The sequence below is a fragment of the Dinoroseobacter shibae DFL 12 = DSM 16493 genome (assembly GCF_000018145.1).
Taxonomy (GTDB): domain Bacteria; phylum Pseudomonadota; class Alphaproteobacteria; order Rhodobacterales; family Rhodobacteraceae; genus Dinoroseobacter; species Dinoroseobacter shibae.
Genome location: NC_009955.1, coordinates 135,146 through 159,640, shown reverse-complemented (window position 1 = coordinate 159,640; position 24,495 = coordinate 135,146). Strand labels below are relative to the sequence as shown.

At 59.9% G+C, this 24,495-nt stretch carries 23 protein-coding genes, 5 pseudogenes and 1 other annotated feature; of the genes and pseudogenes, 17 read left to right on the top strand and 11 right to left on the bottom strand.

Annotation, left to right across the window (positions count from 1 at the left end; translation table 11 throughout):
* Positions 1-4: 4 nt before the first annotated feature.
* The 3 genes from DSHI_RS18955 to DSHI_RS18945 are packed head-to-tail and all read right to left on the bottom strand — an operon-like array spanning position 5 to position 1,822.
* On the bottom strand, positions 5-268 hold the full coding sequence (locus DSHI_RS18955; RefSeq protein WP_012187054.1) for a WGR domain-containing protein: 264 nt from the start codon (positions 266-268) through the stop codon (positions 5-7).
* A gap of 49 nt (positions 269-317) precedes the next feature.
* Complete coding sequence (scpB, locus tag DSHI_RS18950) at positions 318-935, bottom strand: SMC-Scp complex subunit ScpB (protein ID WP_012187055.1); 618 nt, start codon at positions 933-935, stop codon at positions 318-320.
* A 2-nt stretch (positions 936-937) separates the two neighbouring features.
* Positions 938-1,822 carry a DUF1403 family protein gene (locus DSHI_RS18945; RefSeq protein WP_012187056.1) on the bottom strand — a complete coding sequence of 295 codons (885 nt, stop codon included), beginning with the start codon at positions 1,820-1,822 and terminating at the stop codon, positions 938-940.
* A 113-nt stretch (positions 1,823-1,935) separates the two neighbouring features.
* Between DSHI_RS18945 and DSHI_RS18940 the strand changes: the two genes are divergently transcribed.
* Positions 1,936-3,045 carry a tyrosine-type recombinase/integrase gene (locus tag DSHI_RS18940; RefSeq protein ID WP_012187057.1) on the top strand — a complete coding sequence of 370 codons (1,110 nt, stop codon included), beginning with the start codon at positions 1,936-1,938 and terminating at the stop codon, positions 3,043-3,045.
* Between the two features lie 3 nt (positions 3,046-3,048).
* On the opposite strand, the gene DSHI_RS21935 is transcribed toward DSHI_RS18940, so the two are convergent.
* Both DSHI_RS21935 and DSHI_RS18935 read right to left on the bottom strand, forming a co-directional pair.
* Complete coding sequence (locus tag DSHI_RS21935; RefSeq protein ID WP_012187058.1) at positions 3,049-3,357, bottom strand: type II toxin-antitoxin system RelE/ParE family toxin; 309 nt, start codon at positions 3,355-3,357, stop codon at positions 3,049-3,051.
* Complete coding sequence (locus tag DSHI_RS18935) at positions 3,344-3,589, bottom strand: type II toxin-antitoxin system ParD family antitoxin (protein WP_012187059.1); 246 nt, start codon at positions 3,587-3,589, stop codon at positions 3,344-3,346. Before DSHI_RS18935 ends, DSHI_RS21935 begins: the two co-directional genes overlap by 14 nt.
* A gap of 120 nt (positions 3,590-3,709) precedes the next feature.
* Between DSHI_RS18935 and DSHI_RS18930 the strand changes: the two genes are divergently transcribed.
* The 9 genes and pseudogenes from DSHI_RS18930 to DSHI_RS21925 all read left to right on the top strand — a co-directional run.
* Complete coding sequence (locus DSHI_RS18930) at positions 3,710-4,591, top strand: recombinase family protein (protein ID WP_012187060.1); 882 nt, start codon at positions 3,710-3,712, stop codon at positions 4,589-4,591.
* Between the two features lie 119 nt (positions 4,592-4,710).
* The gene (locus tag DSHI_RS18925; protein WP_012187061.1) at positions 4,711-5,874 is read left to right on the top strand and encodes an ATP-binding protein; all 1,164 of its coding nucleotides are present in this window, start codon (positions 4,711-4,713) and stop codon (positions 5,872-5,874) included.
* Positions 5,875-6,653: 779 nt separating this feature from the next.
* Entirely contained in the window at positions 6,654-8,009 is a 1,356-nt protein-coding gene (locus tag DSHI_RS18920) for a ParA family protein (RefSeq protein ID WP_012187063.1), read from the top strand.
* The gene (locus DSHI_RS18915; RefSeq protein WP_012187064.1) at positions 8,006-9,028 is read left to right on the top strand and encodes a ParB N-terminal domain-containing protein; all 1,023 of its coding nucleotides are present in this window, start codon (positions 8,006-8,008) and stop codon (positions 9,026-9,028) included. Before DSHI_RS18920 ends, DSHI_RS18915 begins: the two co-directional genes overlap by 4 nt.
* 227 nt (positions 9,029-9,255) lie before the next feature.
* Entirely contained in the window at positions 9,256-10,536 is a 1,281-nt protein-coding gene (gene repC / locus DSHI_RS18910; RefSeq protein WP_012187065.1) for a plasmid replication protein RepC, read from the top strand.
* Between the two features lie 374 nt (positions 10,537-10,910).
* Entirely contained in the window at positions 10,911-11,381 is a 471-nt protein-coding gene (locus tag DSHI_RS18905) for a hypothetical protein (protein ID WP_012187066.1), read from the top strand.
* A 40-nt stretch (positions 11,382-11,421) separates the two neighbouring features.
* Positions 11,422-12,354 (top strand): ArdC family protein, encoded by a 933-nt coding sequence (locus tag DSHI_RS18900; protein ID WP_012187067.1) that lies wholly within the window; start codon positions 11,422-11,424, stop codon positions 12,352-12,354.
* A 23-nt stretch (positions 12,355-12,377) separates the two neighbouring features.
* Entirely contained in the window at positions 12,378-12,587 is a 210-nt protein-coding gene (locus tag DSHI_RS18895) for a DUF6330 family protein (protein ID WP_012187068.1), read from the top strand.
* 87 nt (positions 12,588-12,674) lie between these two features.
* Positions 12,675-12,971, top strand: a pseudogene (locus DSHI_RS21925) (DUF3768 domain-containing protein); the annotation flags it as partial.
* A 246-nt stretch (positions 12,972-13,217) separates the two neighbouring features.
* On the opposite strand, the pseudogene DSHI_RS22855 reads toward DSHI_RS21925, so the two are convergent.
* The 3 genes and pseudogenes from DSHI_RS22855 to DSHI_RS18880 form a co-directional block, all read right to left on the bottom strand.
* Positions 13,218-13,469 (bottom strand): annotated as a pseudogene (locus tag DSHI_RS22855) (IS110 family transposase); the annotation flags it as partial.
* 25 nt (positions 13,470-13,494) lie between these two features.
* Positions 13,495-14,382 (bottom strand): annotated as a pseudogene (locus DSHI_RS18885) (IS3 family transposase); the annotation flags it as partial.
* Positions 14,383-14,384: 2 nt separating this feature from the next.
* Complete coding sequence (locus DSHI_RS18880) at positions 14,385-15,746, bottom strand: IS110 family RNA-guided transposase (protein ID WP_012187070.1); 1,362 nt, start codon at positions 15,744-15,746, stop codon at positions 14,385-14,387.
* 311 nt (positions 15,747-16,057) lie between these two features.
* Here DSHI_RS18880 and DSHI_RS18870 point away from each other — a divergent pair.
* Positions 16,058-17,292 (top strand): IS3-like element ISDsh1 family transposase gene (locus tag DSHI_RS18870; protein WP_076612098.1). Its coding sequence is split into 2 segments (ribosomal slippage): positions 16,058-16,352 and positions 16,352-17,292, totalling 1,236 coding nucleotides; the frame shifts between segments, so codons are not numbered across the junction.
* Positions 16,345-16,461 (top strand) — a sequence feature (AL1L pseudoknot). Its footprint overlaps the gene before it by 117 nt.
* A gap of 38 nt (positions 17,293-17,330) precedes the next feature.
* Here DSHI_RS18870 and DSHI_RS21920 read toward each other — a convergent pair.
* Both DSHI_RS21920 and DSHI_RS18865 read right to left on the bottom strand, forming a co-directional pair.
* Positions 17,331-17,543, bottom strand: a pseudogene (locus tag DSHI_RS21920) (transposase); the annotation flags it as partial.
* The gene (locus DSHI_RS18865) at positions 17,521-18,387 is read right to left on the bottom strand and encodes an IS110 family transposase (RefSeq protein ID WP_012187073.1); all 867 of its coding nucleotides are present in this window, start codon (positions 18,385-18,387) and stop codon (positions 17,521-17,523) included. The gene DSHI_RS18865 and the pseudogene DSHI_RS21920, both read right to left, overlap by 23 nt.
* A 66-nt stretch (positions 18,388-18,453) precedes the next feature.
* Between DSHI_RS18865 and DSHI_RS23080 the strand changes: the two are divergent.
* The 6 genes and pseudogenes from DSHI_RS23080 to DSHI_RS18840 all read left to right on the top strand — a co-directional run.
* A pseudogene (locus tag DSHI_RS23080) lies at positions 18,454-18,558 on the top strand (DUF3768 domain-containing protein); the annotation flags it as partial.
* A 156-nt stretch (positions 18,559-18,714) separates the two neighbouring features.
* Positions 18,715-20,697, top strand: a complete 1,983-nt coding sequence (locus tag DSHI_RS18860) for a ParB/RepB/Spo0J family partition protein (RefSeq protein ID WP_012187074.1) — start codon at positions 18,715-18,717, stop codon at positions 20,695-20,697.
* A 72-nt stretch (positions 20,698-20,769) separates the two neighbouring features.
* Positions 20,770-21,363, top strand: a complete 594-nt coding sequence (locus tag DSHI_RS18855; protein WP_012187075.1) for a hypothetical protein — start codon at positions 20,770-20,772, stop codon at positions 21,361-21,363.
* Entirely contained in the window at positions 21,363-22,016 is a 654-nt protein-coding gene (locus tag DSHI_RS18850) for a DUF6927 domain-containing protein (RefSeq protein WP_012187076.1), read from the top strand. Before DSHI_RS18855 ends, DSHI_RS18850 begins: the two co-directional genes overlap by 1 nt.
* A 126-nt stretch (positions 22,017-22,142) precedes the next feature.
* Positions 22,143-22,469, top strand: a complete 327-nt coding sequence (locus DSHI_RS18845; protein ID WP_012187077.1) for a type II toxin-antitoxin system PrlF family antitoxin — start codon at positions 22,143-22,145, stop codon at positions 22,467-22,469.
* Positions 22,466-22,984, top strand: coding sequence for a type II toxin-antitoxin system YhaV family toxin (locus tag DSHI_RS18840; RefSeq protein ID WP_012187078.1), 519 nt, complete (start codon positions 22,466-22,468; stop codon positions 22,982-22,984). The genes DSHI_RS18845 and DSHI_RS18840 overlap by 4 nt, the downstream gene beginning before the upstream one ends.
* 810 nt (positions 22,985-23,794) lie before the next feature.
* On the opposite strand, the gene DSHI_RS18835 is transcribed toward DSHI_RS18840, so the two are convergent.
* Positions 23,795-24,493 carry an ABC transporter ATP-binding protein gene (locus DSHI_RS18835; protein WP_044029389.1) on the bottom strand — a complete coding sequence of 233 codons (699 nt, stop codon included), beginning with the start codon at positions 24,491-24,493 and terminating at the stop codon, positions 23,795-23,797.
* Positions 24,494-24,495: the final 2 nt, after the last annotated feature.

Genomic DNA, 24,495 nt, shown 5'->3' with positions numbered 1-24,495 from the left:
TACCTCACGATTTCTCGACATCGTTCAGGCAAAGATACCCCCTTGCCACCTTGCTGCACAAAAGCTTCTTGCAGGCTTTGACAGCGTCGCCTTCCGATGCATAAGTGACCATCATGCTGCGGCCCTGTGTCCCGATGCGTCCCCAACTCCGGATGACCGATTGTTCCCCGAACAAGGTGGGCTGCACAGACAACCGATAGAACCGCGCCATGTTCCGGGCCGGATCGATGCGTTCGAGATCGACAGGGTCGTATGCGCCGCTTTGCATGGCCAGAGTCTCGCCTGTTGGGCCTCATCCGTCCAATGACAAATCTGAATCAATCCACCCTGACCGATTCAGCTTTTTGATGACCCAGCCCCGCATCCTCCAGCCCCTCCCGATCGGGCAGGTCCTGCAGGCTCTCCACCCCAAACACCGCCAAGAACCGCTCCGTCGTCACAAATGTATAGGGCGCGCCACGTCGCGGCGATCGCGGTCCGGTCCCGATCAAACCCTGCGCATGCAAGCGCCCGATAAGCTCGCGGCTGATCTCCTTGCCGAAGATGTCCTTGAGCCCGTCGCGCGTGATCGGCTGGTGATAGGCGATAGCGGCTAGGACCGCGGTGTCGAACTCGCTCAGATCCAGAAACTGATCCCCGATATCCGCCGCCGCCCGGATCGCGGGCGCATAGGCCGCCCGCGTCCGGAACATCCAGCCGCCGGCGACCTGGGCAATCTCGAAGGCCCGCCCATCCAGATCGGCGGCAAGGTCCTCGACCAGCAGATCGACTGAGGCGCCCTGCCCCACGATGCGGGCGAGGTCTTGGCGCGGGACTGGCGAGGCGGAGGCAAACAGCACAGCCTCGATCCGGCGTATCCATTCCCGCCAGCGCAGCTCAGGCGGCAGATCGGGCAACTCGCGATCCAGTTCGGGGTCTGAGCGATCCTTCGCCATCGCTACACCCCGTAGAGCCGGAAAGTGTCGCGCCCGGTCAGCTCGCGCACCGCACCGAGGTCGACCAGCCGGTCGCAGAGCCGCCGCGCGGCGCGATCCGGCAGGGGTAGCGCCGAGGGCGCCACTGCATCGCGGGTCAGGAACATCTCGACCGCATCGCCCGCCCCTTTTGCCCGAAGCTTGGGTGCGACTGCCTTGAGTTGCGCCGCCCGACGCGCGAGGTCCGCGGCCTGCCGAACGGCCTCGATCACCGAAGAGATGAGTGCGCGATGACAGGCCAGACGCAAGTCGCCGCCTTGCTTGCGCAGGTCGGCGCGTTTCAGGCCTGGGGCCAGCATCGGCACGAGATGATCCCAGCCGATTGCCAGAGCGAGGGCGGCATCCGCGAGGATCAGCGCTGCGAGGTCTTCGCGCGGCGCCTCGCGCAGCACCGCCTCGAGCACCATCACAGCCCGGGTCACTGGCGCGCCTTTCCCAGCATCGAGCCATGTCGCAATCTGGCCCGGCTCGATGGTCGGCAAGGCCCGATCGAGAACCTTGATCGACACCGGTCGCTCCGCCGCGCGCTGCCAAGCAAGATAAGTTTCACCGGCCGGCCCGGGCAGATCGCCGGGGCGCAGAAGGTATACGGCGTCGCGCAGCTCCCCTACCCGCTCCGGGCGCCCCGAAAACGCGACACAAGCCTCAGCCGCACGCAGCACCAGCCGATCCCGCAACAAGGGTTGGGGCACCTCCTTGTATCCCAACACTAGATGCAGTTGGCTCAGTGCGGCACCCGACAAAAACGCAACATCTTCAAGGGTTTCAGCGCGTGCAGAGGTGACCCAGGCGGGCATCCGGGGTAACGTGTCGCGGTCGCTGATATGATCTGGCCGGGTAAAAGTCATGTCTGAAGCCTACACCATCGCGGCGCTTTCTGCCAGAAAATAGCGATCTAACCGCCCCGACTTGCCGCTCTCCGCTATGTCCAATAAGTTTGCATTATCGGACATGATTATATATGCTCAGCAGCATGGCAAAAAATAGCGGGAAATCGAGTGCAAACGCACCAATCGGGTCCTCCGGCAGTGAGGGCAACAAGAGCAATACGCCGCCCAGCGAGGCCCTGAGCCTTCCCTCCTTTGTAGCGGGCTCCGGCAGCCTTGACAGGCTGGTCGAGACGGCACGCGATTACGCCCGTGCCGCCGCCTCCGAGAACACGCTCAAAGCCTATGCGAAAGACTGGGCGCATTTTACACGCTGGTGCCGGATGAAGGGCGCGGAGGCCCTGCCGCCGTCGCCCGAATTGATCGGGCTCTATCTTGCCGATCTGGCATCGGCTACTGGTGCCTCCCCTGCCCTCTCCGTCTCATCCATCGAGCGACGTCTGTCTGGCATGGCGTGGAACTTTGCACAGCGCGGCTCTACGCTTGATCGCAAGAACCGTCACATCGCTACGGTACTGGCAGGCATCAAGCGCAAACATGCGCGCCCGCCGGTCCAGAAAGAGGCGATCCTGGCCGAGGACATTCTCGCCATGGTCGCCACCCTGTCCTTCGACCTGCGCGGGTTACGTGACCGGGCGATCCTGCTGATAGGTTTTGCCGGAGGCTTGCGCCGCTCTGAAATCGTCAGTCTCGATCACGGCAAGGATGATACGCCCGATAGCGGCGGCTGGGTCAATATCCTTGAGGCCGGCGCCATCCTGACGCTGCGCGGCAAGACCGGTTGGCGCGAGGTCGAGATTGCTCGCGGCTCCAAAGATCGGACCTGCCCGGTGCACGCATTGGAGCAGTGGCTGCACTTTGCAAGGATCGACTTTGGCCCAGTCTTTGTGGGCACCTCGCGGGATGGCAAACGGGCGCTGGAAGCACGGCTAAACGACAAACACGTCGCCCGGCTGATCAAGCGTACCATCCGCGACGCTGGCATTCGATCAGAGCTGCCCGAAAAGGACCGACTGGCGCTGTTTTCGGGTCACAGTCTGCGAGCCGGTCTGGCCAGTTCTGCCGAGGTCGACGAACGTTACGTTCAGAAGCAGCTTGGCCATGCCTCAGCCGAAATGACCCGCCGCTATCAGCGCCGCAGGGACCGGTTCCGGGTGAACCTGACCAAGGCTGCGGGATTGTGACGGTCAACCGTCGAGCAGATAGGCCGTGAGGTTCCGATGGACATGCAATATGCGGATGATCGCAACCCCCTGCCCTTCCACACGATAGATTACCAGATGCGCTCCACTAGGATGGATACGTACCGGGGGTGTGAACTCGCTGCGCTCACGCGCCATCTCTGGAAAGTCAGCAAGCAGGTCGAAGAGTGCAAATAGACTATCCGAATAGTGATCTGCTTGCTCAATGCCCCAGTTGTCTGCGCCGTAGTGCCAGATGTCGGACAGGTCCTTTTCAGCCGCGGGTCTAATGACCCAACGACTATTCTCCGGCATATTTGGCGCGCATCCGGGACTTGAACGTACTGCGATCAAGCGGGACCGCCGGCCCGCTTGCGAGGCCCACGTCGACAGCGGATTGAATTTCAGCAATGGCTTCACGACGGTCCCGATCACGCCGGATCAGGTCGCGAACGTAGTCGCTGGAATTGGCATACCGACCTGATTTTGCCTGTTCTTCGACCCAGCTCTTCATCGGGTCCGGCAAAGAAATATTCATGGTGCCCATGCTGATCTCCTTTCAAACCAAACTTATGGCAAAGTTTGCCAAGAGGCAAGAGCGGCTCCTTCACTTAGTACTAATCGGTCGTTTATTAGCCGTATCCTTAACTGCAAAAGGCAGGATTTGATGCCGTTGATAGGCTATGCGCGAGTATCGACCGAGGATCAGACCCCCCTGCCCCAGTCGCAGGCGCTGAAATCAGCGGGCTGTGTCGAAATCCATGAGGAACAGGCTTCTGGCGGTGATCGTGCGCGGCCTGTGCTGGCGCGGGTGCTGGAACGGATCGGCAAGGGCGATACGCTGGTGGTGGTGCGCATCGACCGGCTGGCGCGGTCGCTGTCGCATTTGCTGGAGGTGATCGAACGGCTGGAAGCAAAGGGCGCCTTCTTCCGCTCGATTCAGGACCCGATCGACACCGGATCCCCGCAGGGCAAGTTCACGCTGCAGGTTCTGGGTGCAGCAGCCGAGTTCGAGCGCGCCCTGATCCGTGAACGGACCAAGGCTGGGCTTGCCAGCGCACGAACAAAGGGGCGGGTCGGCGGAAACCCTGGCCTGCGCGCCCGGGATCCGGCTGCGCTACGCAAGGTCCGACTGGCGCGACAGGACGGATATATGGAACGCCTGAATGAAACTGCGCAGGACTGGGTGCCCCATGTGCGTCGGCTGCGCCCCGATCTGGCTTGGGAAGATGTGGTGCGCATCATCAACGGCCCCCTACCCGAGGCCCGGCGCTGGACGCAAAGCCGTCTGCTGCGCGCTGTGAACGCCTACGTCCGCGATGGGTTCCTCCCCGCGACCGTGCTTGATCGCGCGGGCCCGCGTGCGCGAGATGATCGCCTGCCCGCCATCGTCGCGGGTATCAAGGGCGCCGATCCCGACATTACGCTTCAGGCCATCTGCGCCCGCTTGGAGAACATGCGTGAGCGCACACCCCGCGGCCGGACAAGCTGGCAGCCATCATCAGTGAAGATGTTGCTGGAGCGGGCGAAGCGGCTTGGGATACTATGAGTGAGTTTTGACGCTAAGCCTGTTCGTCACATCAGGCGACATCTCCAATAGAGTGGCAACTTTATCCGCTAAGCAGTTTATCCTTGCAAATCTTCCATCGTGTGGAGTAATTGCAAGGTATGTATAAGCGCCAAACTCATCACTTTGTGCAATCCGCGCTCGAGAGCCAAGCTGCTGTTGTCCTCCTCGGCCCCCGGCAGGTTGGGAAAACCACGCTCGCTCTAGACATCGCTTCGGAGCAACCATCGGTATACCTTGATCTAGAACGAGATGCGGACAGGCAGATCCTGACCGAACCGGATCTATATCTGGATGAACAGGCGGGAAAACTCGTCATCCTCGATGAGGTGCAGCAGATGCCTGGCCTGTTCAAGAGCCTGCGTGGTCAGATCGACCAGCGCAGGCGGGCCGGTTTTCGAGCGGGCCAGTTTCTGCTCTTGGGATCAGCCTCCAACGTCCTACTCCAACAGTCGGCAGAATCCCTTGCTGGACGTGTCAGGTATATCGAAATGCCCCCTCTACAGCTTACCGAGGTGGGGGCTGATCAGTTGAATGCGCTCTGGCTGCGTGGTGGCTTTCCTGACAGCTTCATGGCTTCAAGCGATCAAGCCAGCATGGATTGGCGTCTGGATTTTCTGCGTACATATTTGGAACGTGACATCCCTGCCCTCGGACCGCGTATTCCAGCCGCAACCTTGCGGCGCTTCTGGACAATGCTTGCGCATGTGCAAGGTGGTCTATTGAACGCTGCAGCCCTCGCCGAGGGGCTGGGCGTCTCCGGCCAAACGATTGGACGCTACCTCGATCTGCTCGTTGATCTCATGCTGGTGCGGCGACTGCAGCCCTGGCATGAGAATGTCGGCAAGCGTTTGGTGAAATCGCCAAAGGTTTATGTCCGCGACAGCGGGGTCGTGCATGCCCTGTTAAGCATTGGGACAATCGAGGGCTTGCTCGGGCACCCTGTCGTTGGCGGCAGTTGGGAGGGGTTCTGTATCGAGGCCCTTCTTGCCGCTGCACCAACCGGCACCGAACCATTCTTCTATCGCACTTCTGCCGGAGCTGAACTTGACTTGGTCCTTCGCCTGCCTGGGGGCGACATCTGGGCCGTTGAGATCAAGCGCACGACTGCGCCAAAGGTCTCGCGCGGGTTCTATGTGGGCGCGGAAGACATCAAGGCCAGCCGGAAGCTGTTGATCTACGCCGGAGAGCATGACGTCCCCGTGGCCGAAGGCGTTCGTGCAATGCCTCTTGAGCAAGGGATCGGGCTGTTGAGAGCACTATAGCGCAACGCTTGTTGCGCGCGTGCACGAGAGTAAGGGGTCTACTTGTTTTGTTCAGTTTTAAGTACGCCGCGCATTTCCCTGTGGCATTTTTTCCGGTCCCCGCAGGTCTCCCGGTGCGTACCGGTTGCATGGAATGCACATCGCAGCGGCCGCCCCGTCTACAACGGCTGTGGCCCATCTTCCTCCCCTACCCTTCTATGCGGCGCTTCGCATCCAGCGTGGTCAGGCCTTGGTCAACCGCGCAGCTACCCTTCGGGCTGCATCAGTTTCATAAGCGCCGACAATGAAACCGCCAAAAGCTTCGGCTCAATCTCCATCTTGACCTCCGACCTGGAAATTACCATCGAACCCGTCGCGAGGTCGAACAGCACGGCCTTCGCGCAACGCGTCGCCGGACGCTCCCCGTGAGGCAAGCTGACCGAGTGCGGCGGCATCTAGAAGATTCAGAAAGGGGAGACCGGCGCTGGCTACTTCACGGTGAGCATCTGTGATCACGGCTTCAACGCAAACATGGGCAAAGCCACCAACTAGGACGGTCATCTCCTGGGGTCCGAAAGACGCGGCGTGAAACATGCATGGTTGATCGGCTTCGCTCTGGCCAGCCGACTTAAACTCCAATCTTGAACGCGTTCAAGATTGGAGTTTCTGGAGCCACTGAGCCTCAAAATAAGCGCCTGAAACCTATAGGCGCGTGGTATCTTTATCTTTTACTCAGAACCGTGCTACCATTGAAGCAGAATCGAGTCGAACTCGGACCCAACCGAAGTCAGGGCTTATAAATGAGCGGTAGTTTAGAACAGTTTTTGACGGATCTGTCACGTGGGCTTGAGCGCACGATGGTGGCAGTGAACAAGGAACTCACCTTGCGTCAGCGCATCAAGCGAACCTGGTCCATGCGCCAGTGCGCTAGGTTTCTCAATGTGAGTATTCAGTATCTGACCAAGTTCGCCAATTCGAGCGATGACTTTCCCGCAGGAGAATATGTTGGAAGAGAGCGTGTTTTCACGCTTTCAGAATTGATGCACATGCGGGCCCTTCTGGCAGCCTCGGCAAAGCGGCCGTACGACTACCTGGCCTGGCGGAAGCCTGACGCACCTTTGCCCGTCATCTCGTTTGCAAGCCAGAAAGGCGGGACCGCCAAAAGTCTGAGCGCCGCGCATTTTGCCCAGTATCTCAGCTTGCACTACGGCATGCGTGTCGGTGTTATGGATGCTGACCCGCAAAGTACAATAACGCTCTACTTCGTCGGGGGAGAGGGCCTTCCCCAAATGCCCGACGAAAACACCGCCTCCATGGTGGACTTTGCTGGACTCTTTCAGTCGGAAGACGCGCCATATACCGACCACGATGCGCAAACGCTCGATAGCTTCCTTCTCAAGACCTCCTGGCCAGGCCTGCGTCTGCTTCCAGCTCACGGCGAAACATCCGAGGGTGAGATCCAGATTGCGCGGCTTGTCCGCGAAGCCCCCGCCGGAAAGAGCTTTTACCGCTACCTACGCGATGCCATCGACCGCTGGAAAGCGGGCCACCCACCGAAAACGCTACCCAACGAATTGGTAGTCGACGGCAAGGTCGACCAGGAGCGGCTCGACACCGCACTAGCGGAGACGCTGGATGTCATCATCATCGACTATCAACCCGCGCTCACACTGTTCCAGTTGAATAACGTGATTGCGTCTACTTCGCTGGTCATACCGCAAACCATGAAGGGGTTCGACATTGCGACGTTGTCGACCTTTGTGACTGGCCTGCTTGGGATGCTTCAGCACATCCTGGCCCATGAAAGGATCGAGATCGGAACCGGTGCGAACATGCTGTTGCCAACGATCGTTCAACGGTCCAATGCGCAGGATCTTAACCACATCGGAAACCTGCTAGAACATTGCCCCACGGAGATTCTGCCCGTGTTTTATTTGCGTTCCGACGCGATCTCGAACGCTTCGGACGTCTATCAGTCCGTATACGAATACGAGCCAGACACGCCGGGAAAGCGCAAGGGGATCAACCGGTTCATCACGAATGCCGACGCCGTGAACGACGCCATAATATCGCGACTCTGGCCAGGACTCGAACGTGGCTACGCCAATACTTGGATGGACGAATTCTATGAAGATGACGGCGAGGGTGAAGCATGAAACGCAGTATTCCAAGGTCGCTGGTCAGCAAGGCTACCAATCTCAATACAAACAAGGAACGTGCGAGCGGCTCCGAAGGCAGGACAGAATCGAGTGATGCTGTTTCGACTCCTTTCAAGGGGGCCGGCAGTGCCTGGAAATCAGGAGCGCTTGCGCAGTCGCAAGCTGCAGTAGAGCGAAGCAGAGCCGAGCTTTGTTTGGATATCCTCAACGGTCGCCATGAGATAAGCCTGTCGCCAGATCAAATCTCCGATCCAATGGGAACCGACCGCCGACAAGACTGGATGTCCCAGGAAGCCTTCAGGTCTTTGGTAAACAGCATCGCTTCGAACGGGCAGGACACGCCCATTCTAGTGTGGCCGGAGGATCCGGATTGGCAGCCGGATCCGTTGGACCCGTCGAATATCGCGGGGGTTCCATTCGTGATGCTGACAGGACGCCGCCGACTGGCTGCCGCGTCAGAGCTCGGTGTACCCCTTCGTGCAATACTTGCTCCGCCTGACGCGCGAAACGCTGAGAACAGCAAGTTTGAAATGTTGTTTCTGCGGTTTCGCGAGAATGAGGAGCGCGAGAATCTCAGCCCTTTTGAGCGATTGGTTTCGATTGGTGAAATGTATGAGACGCTGGCTTCTGGCGAAGAGAAACTGACAGCTGTGGCCTTCGCCAAGAAAATTGGTGTGCATGAGAGCCTAGTCTCGCGAGCACGGTCCGTTTTCGCTGCGCAGGATCAAATCTTGAACACGTTCAAGAACGTCTACGACATGAGCTTTCGCGATTTACAGGGTGCCTTAGCGAGCTTGGAGAGAACGAACAAAGCCAAGCCAAAACCAAAGACAAAGCCCCAAAAACTCACCGTAAAGCGCAAGGTGGGCAACCGAAATCTTTCGGTCACTTCCGTCGATGGAAACCTATCAATCAAGGTTGCAGGAGTGCCGATTGACCAAGAGCGTCTCGAAAAGCTTGGAGACTTAGTCGCAAGCTATTTGAACGTCGAAGACGCGGAGAAGGATACCGACTGAAGACAGCGTTGGTGAGATGTTCTTCGGAACGATGAGGCAAGGAGCAAAAAAGGAACGACAAGTGAATTAACGGCAAAAGAAAAGCCCCCAAGCGGTGTGGCCTGAGAGCTGATCTTAATGGTTTGGTCACCTTCAAGATAAGTCTCACAGGATTCACTGTCAACGACGAACGCTTCTGAGCGAACGGCTTTCTTTTGCCTCCACACAACCGGAGGTGAGATACAGGCATGAAACATACAGGTTGGCGCAAGCCGACACCGGGTCTTGGGATTGCTGAGCAGCTTGCCCAAGCCGGTGAACGGGTAGCAGTACCCAAGACGCGGGCATTTGTCGCGCTCAAGCGCGTTGGAGCGCATATCGGTCTGAAGGCCGGCGACATGATGCTCCTCGATACACTGGGGGCCTTCACGCAGGCCCAGGACTGGGAGGAGGGGCAGCGCCCGATCGTCTGGGCCTCTAACGCCTATCTGATGGAACAGACCGGCTTCTCTCTGTCGGCACTGAAGCGTCATGCGCGGCGTCTGGCAGAGAACGGTGTGATCTCTTTCCAGGATAGCCCGAATGGCAAACGGTGGGGCCGCAGAGACGCTGAGGGGCGTATCGTCGAGGCCTACGGCTTCGATCTGTCGCCGCTTTCGGCTCGAGTCGAGGAGTTTGAAGAGCTGCAGGCCGAGTTGCAGGCCGAGCGCGAGCTCTGCCAGCGCTTGAAGCGTCAGATCACGGTTGCGCGCCGGATAATCCGCGCGCGGATCGAGGCGGCGGTAAGCGGCGCGTTGCGCGGGCCCTGGACGCAATTCACGGGTCTCTTCGAGGAGCTTCTGGACCGACTTCCGCGCCGCCATCAAGCCTCTGAACAACTGGAGCGACTACTGGCGTGGTTCAAGGAACTTCAGGAACGAGTCGAGGCGGCCTATCTCAAGGCGACTGGTGCGATAAACCCTGTGGAAAACACCGACAAAAATGACGCCCAAGTTATGAAGAAGACCCAAGAAATGAACCCCAGGGAGGTCATTTCTGAACCCCATATACTAGTTACAAATCAACTTATTCCTGTAATAAGTAATTCCTCTGAAAAAGAGGAAGCGGCGGATGTCGTGCCCAATGCACGACCCGAGGAGCGGGTTGATGGGGAACTGGAAGACTGGGTTGCAGAGGTGCGCAAGAAGCGAACCGCGCTTGACCTGCCAACAATCATGCAGGCCTGTCCAGAGTTCGCGTCCTGGGCGCGTAATATGGGCGGATTCCTGAAGGATTGGGGCGATCTGCATCGGGTTGCCGGGCAACTCAGGCCGATGATCGGGATTTCGGAGCATGCTTGGAACGTGGCTCAGGACCGAATGGGCACTCAGGTGGCCACGGCTGCGTTTGCACTTGTGTTCGAGAAGCACAGCGCGGGCGAGGTTGCTTCACCAGGCGGATATCTGCGCGGCATGGTCGAGAAAGCCGGGGCAGGGGAGCTGCATCTTGAGCGTAGCTTTTATGGCAGGCTCAGCGGGCAAGCGGCGTAAGAGGGTAAGATTAAAAGATGTTACGCATCCGCAGATGTAGGCAGGGCTGTAGAAAAATATCTTGCCGATCTGCGAAATCTGCTAACTATCTGCCAAGTAACGATAATTTAGCAACTTGTGCAAAATTTTGCCGATCCCCGTTGCCGATTTTGCGTCCCCAGATGCCTCTGCTGTTCCAAATCAATGGCTTCGACAAAAACGCAGACATGGCGCGGTGTGGTGAGGATCCGCTGAAATTGGCCAGGACAGGGTCAATGCCCGAAAAAAGTGAAAGTGTCCTTCGGGTTTTGTGACTGACGGATGAGGGCCTTTGGGGTCCCTCAGATGGGTCCGGGCCGGATTCTGGTCTGCCGTTCCTGATCAAGGACATTCCCATGCAAATCGGTGTCTTGCGCGTGTTGCGCGCGACCGCTGCCTCGTGGTGGCGACACAAGGAACTACGCCGATCCGGCCAGACGGGGAAGGCACAGCGGCTCGAGCGCGAGACCGTCCTGCGTGATCTCGGGTATTTGAAGCAGGCCGCGTCATTGCCAAACGCGCAGGTCATCTGCGGAGAGGGCGGGACATTCATCCATCTCGGCTGGACCACCGTTTCGACTGTCGCGCCGATCGAGCGCTTTCCCTTGGCCGCACTGGCGGTCGCACGAGGGACGCCCTTCATCGATATCCGACCCGTCACCGATGTCATCGCCATCGCGAACCTGCCGCGGGTGGCGCGGGACGGATCGGTCGACCCTGAACCCTGGGGCCCCGGCAGTTCTGTATCGCTGCTCACCTACATCGACATGGTCGAAGGGCTCGGCGCGAGGATCCTCAACGATCCGCGGTCCCATCAGACAGCCTGATCACCACTTACTCTCACCAAAACTCGAAAGGACGCCAACCATGGCCCGATCCCGCACGCCCAAATTCGATGCCTCCGAGGTCATCACAAACGAAATCATCCGCATCATCGAGCGCGGCGTCCTGCCGTGGCGCAAGCCATGGACCGCAGGTGGCAGCTCTCGTCCCCTGCGCGTGGGCGGAGAACCCTACCAGGGAGTGAACAACTTCCTGCTGACCATGCGGACCGTGATGGCGGGCCACAGCTCACCTTTCTGGATGACACTGCCGCAGGCCAATGCGTTGGACGCAAAGGTCCGCAAGGGCGAGAAGTCCTCCGTGGTGGTCTACTATGGTAAGAGCCGAACCCGGGGGCAGGGGGACGACGATCATGACGATGGTGATGCAGACGATCCTCGCGTCTTCCGTTTCCAGAAATCCTACCGTGTGTTCAATGCCTGCCAGATCGAGGGCCTGCCGGATAGCTTCTTTCCCGACCCAGAGCCAGCGGCCGAGCATCCTCCGTCCGAGCCCATCCCGCACATGCAGGCATTTTTCGACGCCATCGACATCACAACCGTCTTCACGGGCACGGAGGCGTACTATTTGCCGCCCGTGGACAAGGTATACATGCCATCCTTCACGCGGTTCCAGGACCCGCGCAATTTCTACGGGGTTTGGGCGCATGAGCTGGCCCATGCCACGAAAGCCCCCCATCGACTGAACCGTGATTTCGGGTTCTCGAAGTTTGGCAACACGTCCTATGCGCGCGAGGAGATCGTCGCGGAATTGACCTCGGTGTTCCTGGGTCAGACGCTCGGCTTCACGGCGCATACGCTCGAGATGAATGCCGCCTATCTCCACAACTGGTTGCGCGTTCTTCGGTCGGACAAGGGCGCGATCTTCCGGCACGCCGCGGACGCGCAGCGCGCCTGCGACTACCTGATTGCCAGATCGGAGGCGGGCAGGGCAGGGCGCAGCGCCGAGGCCGCCTGACCACACGGAGAACGGAGACTCCCATGTCACGTAAGGAACCCAAAACGCTGCGGGTGGCCTGCTTCAACGACGGCCGTCGCAAGATCATCACCTTCAAGCGCGGTGCCTATTGGTGGAGCCAGTCCGAGGGCGCTTATCCGTTCTCGGCAGCGCTCGAGAGCATCAAAGAACACGGCGGCTGGATCGAAACCATCCCCAACCCGAATTACAGAGCCAGAGGGCTGTTCGGGTAGGGCACCTTCTGCTTCGGTCCTTCCGCCAAGCAGAAAAGTGAAAGCGGGCTTTGGGAAGGGTGTTTCAACTTCTCAAAGGAGATCCCCATGTCCATGACCGTTCAACCCCAGCCAGACCGTCCGGATCAGAGTGTGATCGCGGCGCAGAACGACGCGTTTCGCAAGCTCGCGTGCCTTGGGGTGCCGCCCGCGCAGCCCATCCAGGGCCGGATGCATGTCACCCGCTCGCTTATGGAGGCCAGCGACGGCTTCATGGCCGAGGCGGTGAAGGCGACAGGTGAGTTTGCCACATTCGAGCCCGAGAATGATCCGGAAGGTTGGCACGATTTCGGGGCGGTCGAGATCCGGGGCGAGACCGTGTTCTGGAAAATCGACCTGCATGAGGAAATTACATTTTCAAGTCCTTTTCGTTCAGTGCAACGCTGGTTTGGCTCCTCGGATATGCTCACTCCAGTGGCATCGACTTGCATACGGTGGGCGTGCTGCCCGAACCAAATTTCCGTTCACGTTCCCGGAATGGAGCCGCCTTGGTTGGGACCAAACTTCTACAGGGTTTGTGAAGACCATCAATCTTCTCGGTCACTCAACCATCCGGCGTTGCGCGTTGTTCTGAAGTATCAGTATCCCGTATTACACCTCCGCCTTCAGAACCGCGCCAGATGGGACAAGTCCCGTTTCCACATATCGCCACAAGGCCACGATGAGCTTGCGGGCAAGAGCCACAATGGCGACTTTCTTTCTCACCCCCGGGCGTTCAGCAGTGTATTTTCTGAACCAGCGCGCGAGTGCGCTTTGTGGCTGATACCGCAGCCAGCACCATGCCAGTTCGATCCCGAGGGTGCGCGCCGGTCGGTTTCCGGCCTTGCTGATGGACCTGTCGCGTATTTGTGCCGCCCCAAGTGCTCGTTTAGGCCACTTTCCGTTCGAAGGCGACCGGGCTTTTCCAGCCCAGTGCTGAGTGCCGCCGCCGCGGATTGTAGAACCCATTGATGTATTCGAAGATTGCCATCTCAGCTTGCCGCCTTGTTGCCCATGACCGCCGCCAGATCAGCTCGGCCTTGATGGTTTTGAAAAATGTCTCAACGGCCGCGTTGTCATAACAATTACCTTTACCGCTCATGGAGGCCCTGAAGCCATGCTGGCGCAGGATCTTCTGGTAGTCATGCGAACAGTATTGGCTGCCGCGATCACTGTGGAAGATGCAGCCCTTGGGCGGCGACCTGAAGGCAATGGCCATCTTCAAGGCCCGGATCGCCAGATCACGCTTCATACGGTTGCTGACAGCCCAGCCGATGACACGACGCGAATGCAGGTCCAAGATGACTGACAGATACAGCCAGCCCTCGCGGGTCCAGATGTAGCTGATGTCGCCTGCCCATTTCTGGTTCGGCCCGGCCGCACTGAAGTCGCGATTCAGCAGGTTCGGGGCGATGTTGAACGTGTGATCGCTGTCGGTTGTTGCCTTGAACTTGCGTGTTCTCTCAACGGTAATCCCGTTCGCACGCATCAAACGCCCAACCCGGCGGTGCCCCACATCGACGCCAACCTCCTTCAGTTCCTCGGTCATTCGTGGGCGGCCATAGCTGCCCAGGCTCAGCCGCGACTGCTCCTTGATGTGCGCTAAAACGACCATATCCATGCGCTGCCGGCGACTGGCCGGACGGCTGCGGAAAGCCCGCAACCCGCGAGTGCTGACGTTCAGAACCTGACACAACCGGTCGATCGGGAAGGCCCCACGATGTTCTTCGACGAACCGAAACCTCATGGCTTTTGGCTCGCGAAGAACTGGGTGGCTTCCTAAGAAACAGCCTCTGTCTCGGGAATAGGCGCCAATGCAAATCCGAGGGTCTTGGCGCGGCGATGGAGGTTTGAGAGCACGCGTTGTCGGTGTCGCTCATCATAAGCCGCCGCGCCCTGATCTTGATAGGTCATGCCATGGCGAATGGCGTTGTAGAACAAAACGGCAATCTTGCGCGCTGTCGCTGTGACCGCCTTTTGTTTGCCTATGCGCGATGACAGCCGTCGATAGAACGCGCCCAAGGCCGTGTCGCTTCGGCCTATTGTGACTGCCGCCAGACGCAGAAGCGCGGCGGCGCGGCTGGAGGATCGGCGTGTCCGGGAGGACAGCAGTTTGCCACCAGAGATTTTGTTGCCCGGTGCCAGACAGAGCCACGACGTGAAGTGCTTAGCGCTCTTCCAGGCCCGCAAATCCGTGCCGCATTCGGCCACCAGCTTCAGCGCCAGCGATGGCCCAAGGCCATGGATCTGTGTCAGGTCCGTGCCTAACACGCCATAGAGCGCAGCTCGCACATCGAAGGACGGCGCATTGTGTTGCGTGCCCTTGATCCGCGCCTTGGGCAGTGGGGCCACACCATCACCTGCCCGGACTGTCAGCGCCCCCACCGCAGCTTCCAGCCTGCGGTCGCAGGCCTCGATCTGCGCTTTGTAGAAGTCGTAAAGCTCCAATGACTGTGTCAAGGCAAAGACATGTTCTTCGCGGTCGTTACCGACCAGCGCGGCTTTGATCGTGTCCAGCGATGAATGGCAGCGGATATCCCGGAATGCGGCGAGAACTTCAGGATCGCGCTGGCCATCGACAATGGCGCGGATAGTCCGCATGCCCGTTGCGCCAGTGATGTCGGAGACGACATGATGCAGTTGCAGGTTCATCTCCATCAGCGCCTTCTGCATATGCTGGATATGCGCGGCAGCATATTCTGTCAGTCGTTCGCGCTGGCGCATGTAGGCGCGCAGGGTGGCTATCTCCGCTGCAGGGCGGAAACTGCTGCGGAGCAACCCATAAGAATGTAACTGGCGCAGCCACCCCGCATCGCTGACATCGGTTTTGCGGCCTGGCACATTCTTGGCGTAGCGGGCATTCACAAGGATAACCTCGAACCCATGCGCCTCCAGGATCTCGAAGGCCGGTATCCAGTAAACGCCGGTCGACTCCATGGCCACGCTCGTGACGCCGCACGACCGGAGCCAGTCGGCGAGATCATGCAGGTCTTGTGTAAACGTCCCGAAAGCCCGCACCGGCATGGCGGCGGCGTCAGGGTTCACAGCAGCCATATGCATGGTCGAACCAATGTCGATCGCAGCCGCATTAGGGTTGACCACGTTCAAATCCGGATGGCCGCCGGTCTTACGCTTCGTCATGGCATCTCCTCCGTTCAAGTCGAAGGGCGTAGGCCATGCAAGTTCGTCATCTTCCTAACCGGGATCGCCGCGATGGCGGCGTCACCACTCTCAAGTGCGCATCGACCCATGTGCCACGTTTTTTAACGGGGTCTGACCCTCCAATAAGCCATCGGCAACTGCCCTTCGGGCACAGCATAGCACAGGCTGTTACTACCGCGCACAGGCGGGCTGCGGCCCGGAACGGTTTTTTAGGATGTCCCTCTCCTCCTTGAGGATGTGAATCGCCCCGAGTTTGTCGGAGACCATCAACTTAAGTAAGGATGATGGTTATGACAAAAAGCAAAATGGCAAATCGCTACTCGCCAGAGGTCCGCGCGCGTGCGGTCCGGATGGTGTTCGAGCATCAAGGTTCCTACGAAACGCAGGCGGGCGCGATAGCGGCCATCGCACCCAAGATCGGCTGCATTCCCCAGACTTTGCGCGAATGGGTCAAACAGGCTGAGAAGGACAGCGGCATCCGTGATGGCGTGACAACCGAGGAACGCGACCGGATCAAGACCCTCGAACGCGAGAACCGGGAACTGCGCCAGGCGAACGAGATCCTGCGCAAGGCATCAGCTTATTTTGCGCAGGCGGAACTCGACCGCCCACTGAAGCGATGATCGCCTTCATTGAGGATCAGCGCGTTGTTTACGGTGTCGAGTCGATCTGCAGGGTGCTGCCGATCGCGCCGTCAACATTCTATCACCACCTGGCGTGCCTCGCTGATCCGTCCAAAGCTTCGGCCCGGCATCAGCGGGATACGGAGCTGCGCCCGGAGATCAAACGTGTCTGGGATGAGAATTATCAGGTCTACGGGGTCCGTAAGGCATGGCATCAGCTGAAGCGCGAGGGCTTTGAGCTGGCGCGCTGCACGGTGGAGCGGCTGATGAAACATATCGGCATCCGTGGGGCTGTGCGCGGCAAGGTGGTCAAAACAACCGTCCCTGACACGTCAGCGCCTTGTCCGCGTGACAAGGTGAACCGCGTGTTCCGGGCACCAGCCCCGAACCTCCTCTGGGTCAGCGATTTTACCTACGTGTCGACATGGCAGGGCTTTGTCTATGTTGCCTTCGTCATCGACACGTTTGCAGATCGCATCGTCGGCTGGCGGGTCTCACGGTCGGCCAAAACAGACTTTGTTCTCGATGCTCTTGAACAGGCCCTGCATGATCGACGGCCGGTCCAAAAGAGCGGCTTGGTCCACCACTCGGATCGTGGCGGGCAATATTTATCCATTCGCTATACCGAGCGTCTGGCCGAAGCTGGCATCGAGCCATCGGTCGGCAGCGTCGGGGATTCCTATGACAACGCCCTCGCAGAAACGATCAATGGTCTATACAAAACCGAGCTGGTCCATCGTCAAGGACCGTGGCGCAATATGCAGGATCTGGAAATGGCGACACTCGGCTGGGTCGATTGGTTCAACAACCGGCGCCTGCTTGGACCCATCGGAAACATCCCGCCAGCAGAGGCTGAAGACAACTTCTATGCATACCGCGAAGTGCTCGATATGGTCGCGTGAAATGAAGCTATAGGTCTCCGGTAAAACCGGGGCGATTCAATGCGGTTCTCACGCCGAAGCCGTTCGTTCTCCCGCGCAAGCTCGCGGTCCTCGGGCGAGACAACATCTGTGTCGCGGTGTGCCGTCACCCATTTGTTCAAGGTCGAAAGCCCAACGCCCAAATCGTCGGCAACCTGACGCCTTGTTAGCCCGCTGGTCAGCGCAATTCGCACTGCATCCTTGCGGAATTCATCCGTTCTTCCTGTGCCCATAGTTCGTCTCCTTTGTTGCAGTAAATGCTATCAAAGGAGCGGCATCAAACCGTGACAGGTCCACACTGTGTCGTCCAACACCGCGAAGCCCTTCGAGCAGCACTGCCTTTTCGTGCTCGGGGAACTGTCCAGATTCAGCTGCAAGAGCTTCGTCGCGTTCCTCGGCCAGAGCCTTGATCATCTTGTTCGTCAGTTCCAAGCGTTCGAAAGATCGCACGATCTCGCGCATGAGCTGATCGGGGAAAGGGCGGCCATCGGCAGTTTCGAGGCCCTCCAGTTTCTTGCGCCATGTGACCATCGCTGGGTTGATATGCCGGACGCCTTGCAGGGCGAGAAGGGCACGAATGCGATTGATGTGGCCAGTTCGTTCGCTCATTAGCCTCTTGCGCTCTCGGTGGAAGCGTTTGGCGTCTTCTTCAGCAACGGTCGGGACGCGCACAGTGCGGAATGCCTTTCGATCTCCGGAACAGTAGTTCTTCAGCAGAACGACCATGCCTTCGGCGTCGACGCGATCCGTTTTGACCCGGCGCGCTTTGCGGTTCACCAGAAAGCTGGTCGGATCCACAACCAAGGTCTCGATCCCTTCATTGGCCAGCAGCCTCTGCAGCCAGAAACCATCGTATCCAGTTTCGAAGCAAACGATCGGCCGCTGATCAGGCCCGCAAAGCTCAGTCGCCTCCGCAACGGTTGCTCGAACCAGATCAATCAGTCCTGCCGTATCAAACCCGTCCAAACGCACGGATTTGATCTTGGCCAATTGCGGCGCATCAAGCGCCACAAGCCATTTCGATTTGCTCAGATCAATGGCGACAAAGCAGGTCGCCGCAGTAGATGGCGTCATCATCTTGGAAATCTCCCGTTTTGTGAATCTGCGCCCAACCTATCCGGTTCGCGCAACCTCCTGCATGGAAACTTCTATGAAGCAGACTCGGATTTCCGCTACGGGGCTGAGACCCCGGACAATCCCGCCACCACCATGCGCGTGCTGACCATCATGCTGGCGCGCGACTGGTAGAAGGGCAGGGGACTCCTCCCCCTAACACCCCAACAAATGAAGGCCCGCTGGCCCTTTAAAGGGAGAGTGGGCCTTTTGTCGTGGTGATCCCCGAAGCCGGGGATTGGTCACGCGCACCTGCGCGGGCCGCATCTTACCCACCGAGAAGGATATCCCATGACCACAAGCTTTGCCCCCCTCACCGTCGCGATTGGCGATCTGGTCCCGCATCCCGCCAATGTGCGCAGCAAATCCCCGGAAACCTATGATCCTGAGAACATCGCCCATCTAAAGGCCAGCATCGCTGTGCTGGGCCTGCTCCAGCCGCTCCTCGTCCAGAAGATCGACGGCAAATACGCCGTCCTGGCCGGTGGCCGACGTCGTGCCGCGCTGAAGGAGCTGGTCGCCGACAAGGTCGCCAAGGGGTTCACGGCGAAGACCAAGGTGGACTGCCGCCTCGTGCCGGAAGACTGCGACGTCACCACGGCACTGTCGCTCGCCGAGAACATCACCCAGGCACCGATGAATGCCATCGACGAGTTCGAGGCTTTCGCCCGGATGATGGAGGTCGACGGCCAGACGCCCGAGACCATCGCAAAGACCTTCGGCACCACGGTGGCGGCCGTGAAAGGCCGGTTGCGCTATGGCCTTATCCACCCCGACATCCGCGCCGCGGCCCGGGGCAAGGTGATCACGCTCGACACGATGAAGGCCTTCGCCGAGCACCCGAGCCAGGAGGCGCAGCGCGAGGTCTTCGAGGTGCTCACGAAAGACGGCGGCTATCTGCAGGCCTACACCGTCCGTCAGGCGCTCAAATCCCGCGGCGTGCAGGTCAGCGACGATATCGGGGCCTTCGTGCGCGCGGACTATGAGGCGCGTGGCGGCGCTGTCGCGGCTGACCTTCTGGAAGAGCATTCCGTGCTGGAGGATGCAGCGCTGGTCGAAACCATCCTGCTCGAGAAGCTCGGTGCCGCCGCCGAAGAGGCCCGTATGAGGCTGGGATTTGCCTGGGCCGATGCGATGGTGCGCTATGATTACGCGACCATGGCCGACTACGGCCGCGTCTACCCCGGCCCGATCGATCCGGATGAGGCTGCCCAGAAGCGCATCGATGAGATCACCGCCGAGCTTGAGAAATTGCAGCTCGAGATGGAAGATGAGGAGCTCGAGGACGGTGCCTACAATGCCCTTTACGAGCGCGTGGACGCTCTGGAAGAGGAAGCGCGCGACCTGCAGGAGGCTTACAGCACCGAGGACCTCGCGCGGTCCGGGGTGATCGCGTCGTGGTCGAGTGGTAATGTCACGCTCCATGTGGGACTCGTCCGCCCGGAAGACACCGTGAAAGAGGAAGGCGCGCGCGGCTCCTCGGCTAGCCCGACCGGGGAGGAGGCCCCGGACGCCGGCGACATCACCTACCCGGCCTCGCTGGCTGAGGACCTCAAGACCGAGCGGGCCATGGCCCTTGGCGCCGCGATGGCGCTGCATCCGGAAGCCACGCTCGATCTGACGCTCTTCAAGCTGGTCAGTGACGTTCTGGCCAGCGGCATGAGTGTCACGCAGGCGATCAAGATCGATGCCCGCAAGGAATACCGCAGCCACGCCAAGATGGACGAGATCGACGAGACCTCGCTCGAGCAGGTGGCGGCGGCGCATGATGCGCTTGATCTGTCCTGGCTCGATGACACCCGCGCGCCCGCCGATCAGTTCGCGGCGTTTCGCGCGCTGGAGACAGGGGAGAAGGCCAAGCTCGTCGCCTTTGCAACCGCCAGCACCACGCAGTCCTGCTTCGCGCGGGACCGCCAGCGCGACAGCCTGATGCATGCGTTCGAGATCGAGATCATGCCCGACATCCGCGCCCACTGGACGCCGAATGCGGCGCTCTTCAACCGCTTCAAGAAGGCCTGGCTCCTGAGGATCCTCGGCGAAGATCTGGGTCTCGCCCAGGAGGCGGTGACGCTGGCCTCGTCGAGCAAGAAGGAGATCGTCGCCTTTTGTGACAAGCTCTTCGCCGAACCCTTCGCCACACTCACGGACGCGCAGCGCGCTGCCGTGGCCGCCTGGTGCCCGCCGATGATGCAGACCGCCGGTGTCGCCTGTGATGAGGCGGAGCCCGCTGCGGAAACCCCCGAGCCTGACAGCGAGGTCGCGCAAGCGGCCTGAGTCCTCACGCGACCCGCGCGAGGCATTCCCCGCGCGGGTCGACCCTCCCACACCCAACCGAAAGACATCCTCATGGCTATTCTCAAGTTCTCTGCGTCCGCTGTTGCGGCACAGATCGCCCATGCGCGCGCCTGCAAAACCTTCCTGCCCAACTGGAACGGGCCCGTGGACAGGCCCGCCCTGATCCTGATCCTCGGCAATGGTGTGCATCTGCGCTCAAACGGCATCGATGGCACGACCACCCGAATCGTCACCACCGAACAGGCCGATCCCTCTTTCGCCTTCGCTGACGGCATGAACCCGTTTCGGGACACCGACTGGATGGCGCAGCGCCGCATGGCGTTTCGCGATCTGACCGGCCAGTTCTACACCGACATCCTGGATGACGTGCAGGTTCTCATCGACCGGGGGCGGGGGGCCATCCGGCTGGCCACCGATGGCCACAGCATCCGCGTCTTCGTGCGCCGGGCCTCGGACTATCTCATCGGCGGGACCTACGAGGTGCCCTCGGGCCTCGGCGGCACCTTCCGGGTCATCCTCAAGGATGCCTGCGACACCTTCGCGATCGTGCAGAACTGCGGCAATTGCGAGGATTTCGACGCCATGCAGCCCTACCGCGTGCCGCTCGATGCCCTGATGGAAATCGATGACCGGAGGGTGGCATAGTGGGTTGGCTCTTCTACACCGACGGCCGCGTCCAGAACTACGCGGATGAGAAAGCGGAAATCGCCCGGCTCTGCACCTCTCATGGCGACACGCGCAAAGCCGAACTGGTAAAAGCCTGCAAGGTCGGCTCCACTTGGTATGCGGCGGCAAAGGTCACCAATCTTGACGGCACCCCTGTCGAGGACACGACCTATGTCACAGATGCTGATGGCTCGATCACCTTCGGAGCTGTCTTCCTCACCCGATATGACGACGGCTGTTGGGGATACAAAGACATCGAGGAAAGCGCAGGACCAGTCGAATCTCGCGCACCACTGAGCCTGTTGGCCCTGCTGTCCGAGCTGAAAGACCCGGACAGCTACGCCAAGGACTGGCGTCAGCGCTGCCGGGATTGGGCTGCGATCCCGGACTACGAGGAAGGCGACAAGATCAAGCTCGCCACCCCTGTGACGCTCACCGATGGCAGCACCTGCCAGATCGTCACTGCGACGCACTACAGGCGGGGGCGGCAAAAACGCCGCTGCTACCGCATCGAGGAAACCGGTGGGCTCGTACGCCTGTCGAAGGCCTCGCTTGCGGGCTCGGAGCTGCTGAGCTCCGCAAAGGGCGCGGCCAGTCCGGTGCTGGCGGAGTATCTCGCGGGGCGAAATTAGGTCCTGCGCTGGACGGTTCATCGACCTGCCCGGCGACAGCAGATGCTGCGGCTTATCTTGACAGTGCAATGCAAATGCATTACCTATCGCAAGCAGCAAAGACCCCCATTCTTTCAGGAGACTGCCATGACAGCCCTCGCACAAGATGTCTCGAAACTCACGGATCGGTATCAGACGACCGTGCCGGCGGGTGTTCGCAAGCAGCTCAAGCTGGGCAAGGGCGACCAAATCCGCTACTGTACCGAGCCGAGTGGCAGGGTCTATATCGAGCCTGTGCGCAGCGACGAGGAAGATCCCGCGCTCGGAGCCTTTCTCGATTTTGTCGAAGCCGATATCAAGGCGCATCCGGACCGCATTCGTGCATTCGATGGGGTTTTGCATGACCGTCTTGCAGCACTGGTCGGAGACGTTGACGTCGATCTCGATGCGCCGCTCTCGCTCGAGGATGAATGAGCAGCGCTAGCGTGCCCGCGCAAGCGCCCCTTGTCGTAAACGGATGGTCGATTTATGCGCATCCACTCTTTCTGGACCAGCTCGAAGGGCTGAACCTGGAGGTCGAGGCGCGTAAGGCGCGCGATTCCAAGACCTGGCGCAAGAAGAACTGCTCGAAGCGGCTGGCAGCCATCTTCAAGCTGGTGACCAAGGCGATACCGGCGGATCCGGGTGCCGCGGCATTCCGGCAAGGCGGCACACTCGGCGATCACCGCAAGCACTGGTTCCGAGCGAAATTCTTCCAGCAGTATCGGTTGTTCTACCGCTTCAACAGCGATGCGAAGGTCATCGTGGTGGCCTGGGTGAACGACGACAAGACCCTGCGCGCCTATGGCAGCAAGACGGATGCCTACGCGACGTTCAAAGGGATGCTGAAAGATGGCAACCCACCTGACAATTTCGACGCGCTGTTGAAAGAAGCTGCAGCGGCGGACAAGCGGTTCGAGACGTCCCTTGAAGCGGTGCCCGATCGGTAAGTGGGGTCGAATTCCGGAGGGGGCAGAATCTCCCGCTAAGGCTGCCCAGTAAGGGGGGCATTATGCGTTTCAATCTCCCGTTACCCTTGGGCCGAGTGAAATAGGCGACATTTGTGTGTCATATGGCTGGTGCGATAAACTTATCAGAAGTCCCTACCTATCCGTACACCTGCCGTTCGCTGCAAAGTATATGAACTGGTAAGATGCGGGACAAACTGAGCCTTCATCATCCATGCCGGAATGGCGGCTTACCCATCTCGTCCGGGCTCGTGGGAAAACAGCGGGTTCTTGTTGCCATGGGAGTCAAGAAGATAGCCCACGTAGAAATTGGGCCATAGGCGTCGCGGAACGCAATCATCGCGCTGAGGTCGGCCAATGCCGGGCGTCCGTCGAAGGGCGGTTTGACCTAGAAGTCGGGCAAAACGGCAGGTTGGCCCGTACGCTCGGGAAGCGCGCAGCTCAGGCCCCCCGAATCTTGCTCCTCTCGTACCCGAGAGCAGGCAGGAACGCCGAGTGAATTGCTTCGCGCGCGCGGTATGTCATCGGTGCCGACGGAGACATAGCGTGTGAAGGTCCAGTGTTAGAGGAAGGTTTGACCGTCGTGTCGGATTTCATCAGCTGTCCATACACCGAAAAACTGCACGGCTTCGGCTTCGGGTGCAGGAACCCAAGCAAATCCGGCATTCAGGTCTACCGCAGCGTCCGTCGTCCTATTGGTCATTTCCCCGACCCAAAAATCGCCCGGCGCGACCGATAGCTGCTGAACGCTGTGCGGGAGGTGATTGAAGCGTTCGGAGCCGACGGGGCAGATCAGACCGAAAGTCGCTGAAGGAGCTCTTCCTCTGCGGCCTTGTCCCCGGCGTTGCCCTCAAAGACGATGGCGCCGCGTTCGACCAACACGAAGCGGTCACAGATCGACAGTGCCTCGTGGATGTTCTGTTCGACCAGCACGATCGCGCAGCCCGCGTCTTTCATCTCGCGCAGGATCGCAAAAATCTCAGCGACGATCATCGGGGCCAGCCCCTCAGACGGCTCGTCGATCAGCACCGCTCGGGGCTCGGCCACCATGATCCGCGCCATGGCAAGCATCTGCTGTTCGCCGCCTGACAGGGTGGTCGCAGGTTGCTGCGCGCGTTCGGCCAGGCGCGGAAAGCGTTCAAGCACCGGATCGAGTTTCGAGCGCGGTTTCGGGCCTTTCAGCCCCAAAAGCCCCAGTTCGAGGTTTTCCTGCACCGTGAGGCCTGGAAAGATGCGTCGGTCCTCGGGCACGATGGCAAGACCGGCGCGGTTGATCGCATCCGGCTCGTCGCCGCCGATCTGTTTTCCGTCCATTCTGATGGAGCCGGAGCTGGGTTTGACCCAACCCGCGATGTTCTTGAGCAACGTGGTCTTACCGACACCGTTGCGTCCGAACACGCCCAGGATTTCGCCGCGCCCGACGTCGAGCGAGACGCCCTGTATCACGTGGCTGAGGCCATAGTGGCTGTGAAGGTTTTCGATGCTCAGCATTG

Bases quoted from the DNA above. Each gene is read 5' to 3' on its own strand.
- DSHI_RS18955 (WP_012187054.1), bottom strand. From the start codon at position 268: ATGCAAAGCGGCGCATACGACCCTGTCGATCTCGAACGCATCGATCCG.
- scpB (WP_012187055.1), bottom strand. From the start codon at position 935: ATGGCGAAGGATCGCTCAGACCCCGAACTGGATCGCGAGTTGCCCGAT.
- DSHI_RS18945 (WP_012187056.1), bottom strand. From the start codon at position 1,822: ATGACTTTTACCCGGCCAGATCATATCAGCGACCGCGACACGTTACCC.
- DSHI_RS18940 (WP_012187057.1), top strand. From the start codon at position 1,936: ATGCTCAGCAGCATGGCAAAAAATAGCGGGAAATCGAGTGCAAACGCA.
- DSHI_RS21935 (WP_012187058.1), bottom strand. From the start codon at position 3,357: ATGCCGGAGAATAGTCGTTGGGTCATTAGACCCGCGGCTGAAAAGGAC.
- DSHI_RS18935 (WP_012187059.1), bottom strand. From the start codon at position 3,589: ATGGGCACCATGAATATTTCTTTGCCGGACCCGATGAAGAGCTGGGTC.
- DSHI_RS18930 (WP_012187060.1), top strand. From the start codon at position 3,710: ATGCCGTTGATAGGCTATGCGCGAGTATCGACCGAGGATCAGACCCCC.
- DSHI_RS18925 (WP_012187061.1), top strand. From the start codon at position 4,711: ATGTATAAGCGCCAAACTCATCACTTTGTGCAATCCGCGCTCGAGAGC.
- DSHI_RS18920 (WP_012187063.1), top strand. From the start codon at position 6,654: ATGAGCGGTAGTTTAGAACAGTTTTTGACGGATCTGTCACGTGGGCTT.
- DSHI_RS18915 (WP_012187064.1), top strand. From the start codon at position 8,006: ATGAAACGCAGTATTCCAAGGTCGCTGGTCAGCAAGGCTACCAATCTC.
- repC (WP_012187065.1), top strand. From the start codon at position 9,256: ATGAAACATACAGGTTGGCGCAAGCCGACACCGGGTCTTGGGATTGCT.
- DSHI_RS18905 (WP_012187066.1), top strand. From the start codon at position 10,911: ATGCAAATCGGTGTCTTGCGCGTGTTGCGCGCGACCGCTGCCTCGTGG.
- DSHI_RS18900 (WP_012187067.1), top strand. From the start codon at position 11,422: ATGGCCCGATCCCGCACGCCCAAATTCGATGCCTCCGAGGTCATCACA.
- DSHI_RS18895 (WP_012187068.1), top strand. From the start codon at position 12,378: ATGTCACGTAAGGAACCCAAAACGCTGCGGGTGGCCTGCTTCAACGAC.
- DSHI_RS18880 (WP_012187070.1), bottom strand. From the start codon at position 15,746: ATGACGAAGCGTAAGACCGGCGGCCATCCGGATTTGAACGTGGTCAAC.
- DSHI_RS18865 (WP_012187073.1), bottom strand. From the start codon at position 18,387: ATGATGACGCCATCTACTGCGGCGACCTGCTTTGTCGCCATTGATCTG.
- DSHI_RS18860 (WP_012187074.1), top strand. From the start codon at position 18,715: ATGACCACAAGCTTTGCCCCCCTCACCGTCGCGATTGGCGATCTGGTC.
- DSHI_RS18855 (WP_012187075.1), top strand. From the start codon at position 20,770: ATGGCTATTCTCAAGTTCTCTGCGTCCGCTGTTGCGGCACAGATCGCC.
- DSHI_RS18845 (WP_012187077.1), top strand. From the start codon at position 22,143: ATGACAGCCCTCGCACAAGATGTCTCGAAACTCACGGATCGGTATCAG.
- DSHI_RS18840 (WP_012187078.1), top strand. From the start codon at position 22,466: ATGAGCAGCGCTAGCGTGCCCGCGCAAGCGCCCCTTGTCGTAAACGGA.
- DSHI_RS18835 (WP_044029389.1), bottom strand. From the start codon at position 24,493: ATGCTGAGCATCGAAAACCTTCACAGCCACTATGGCCTCAGCCACGTG.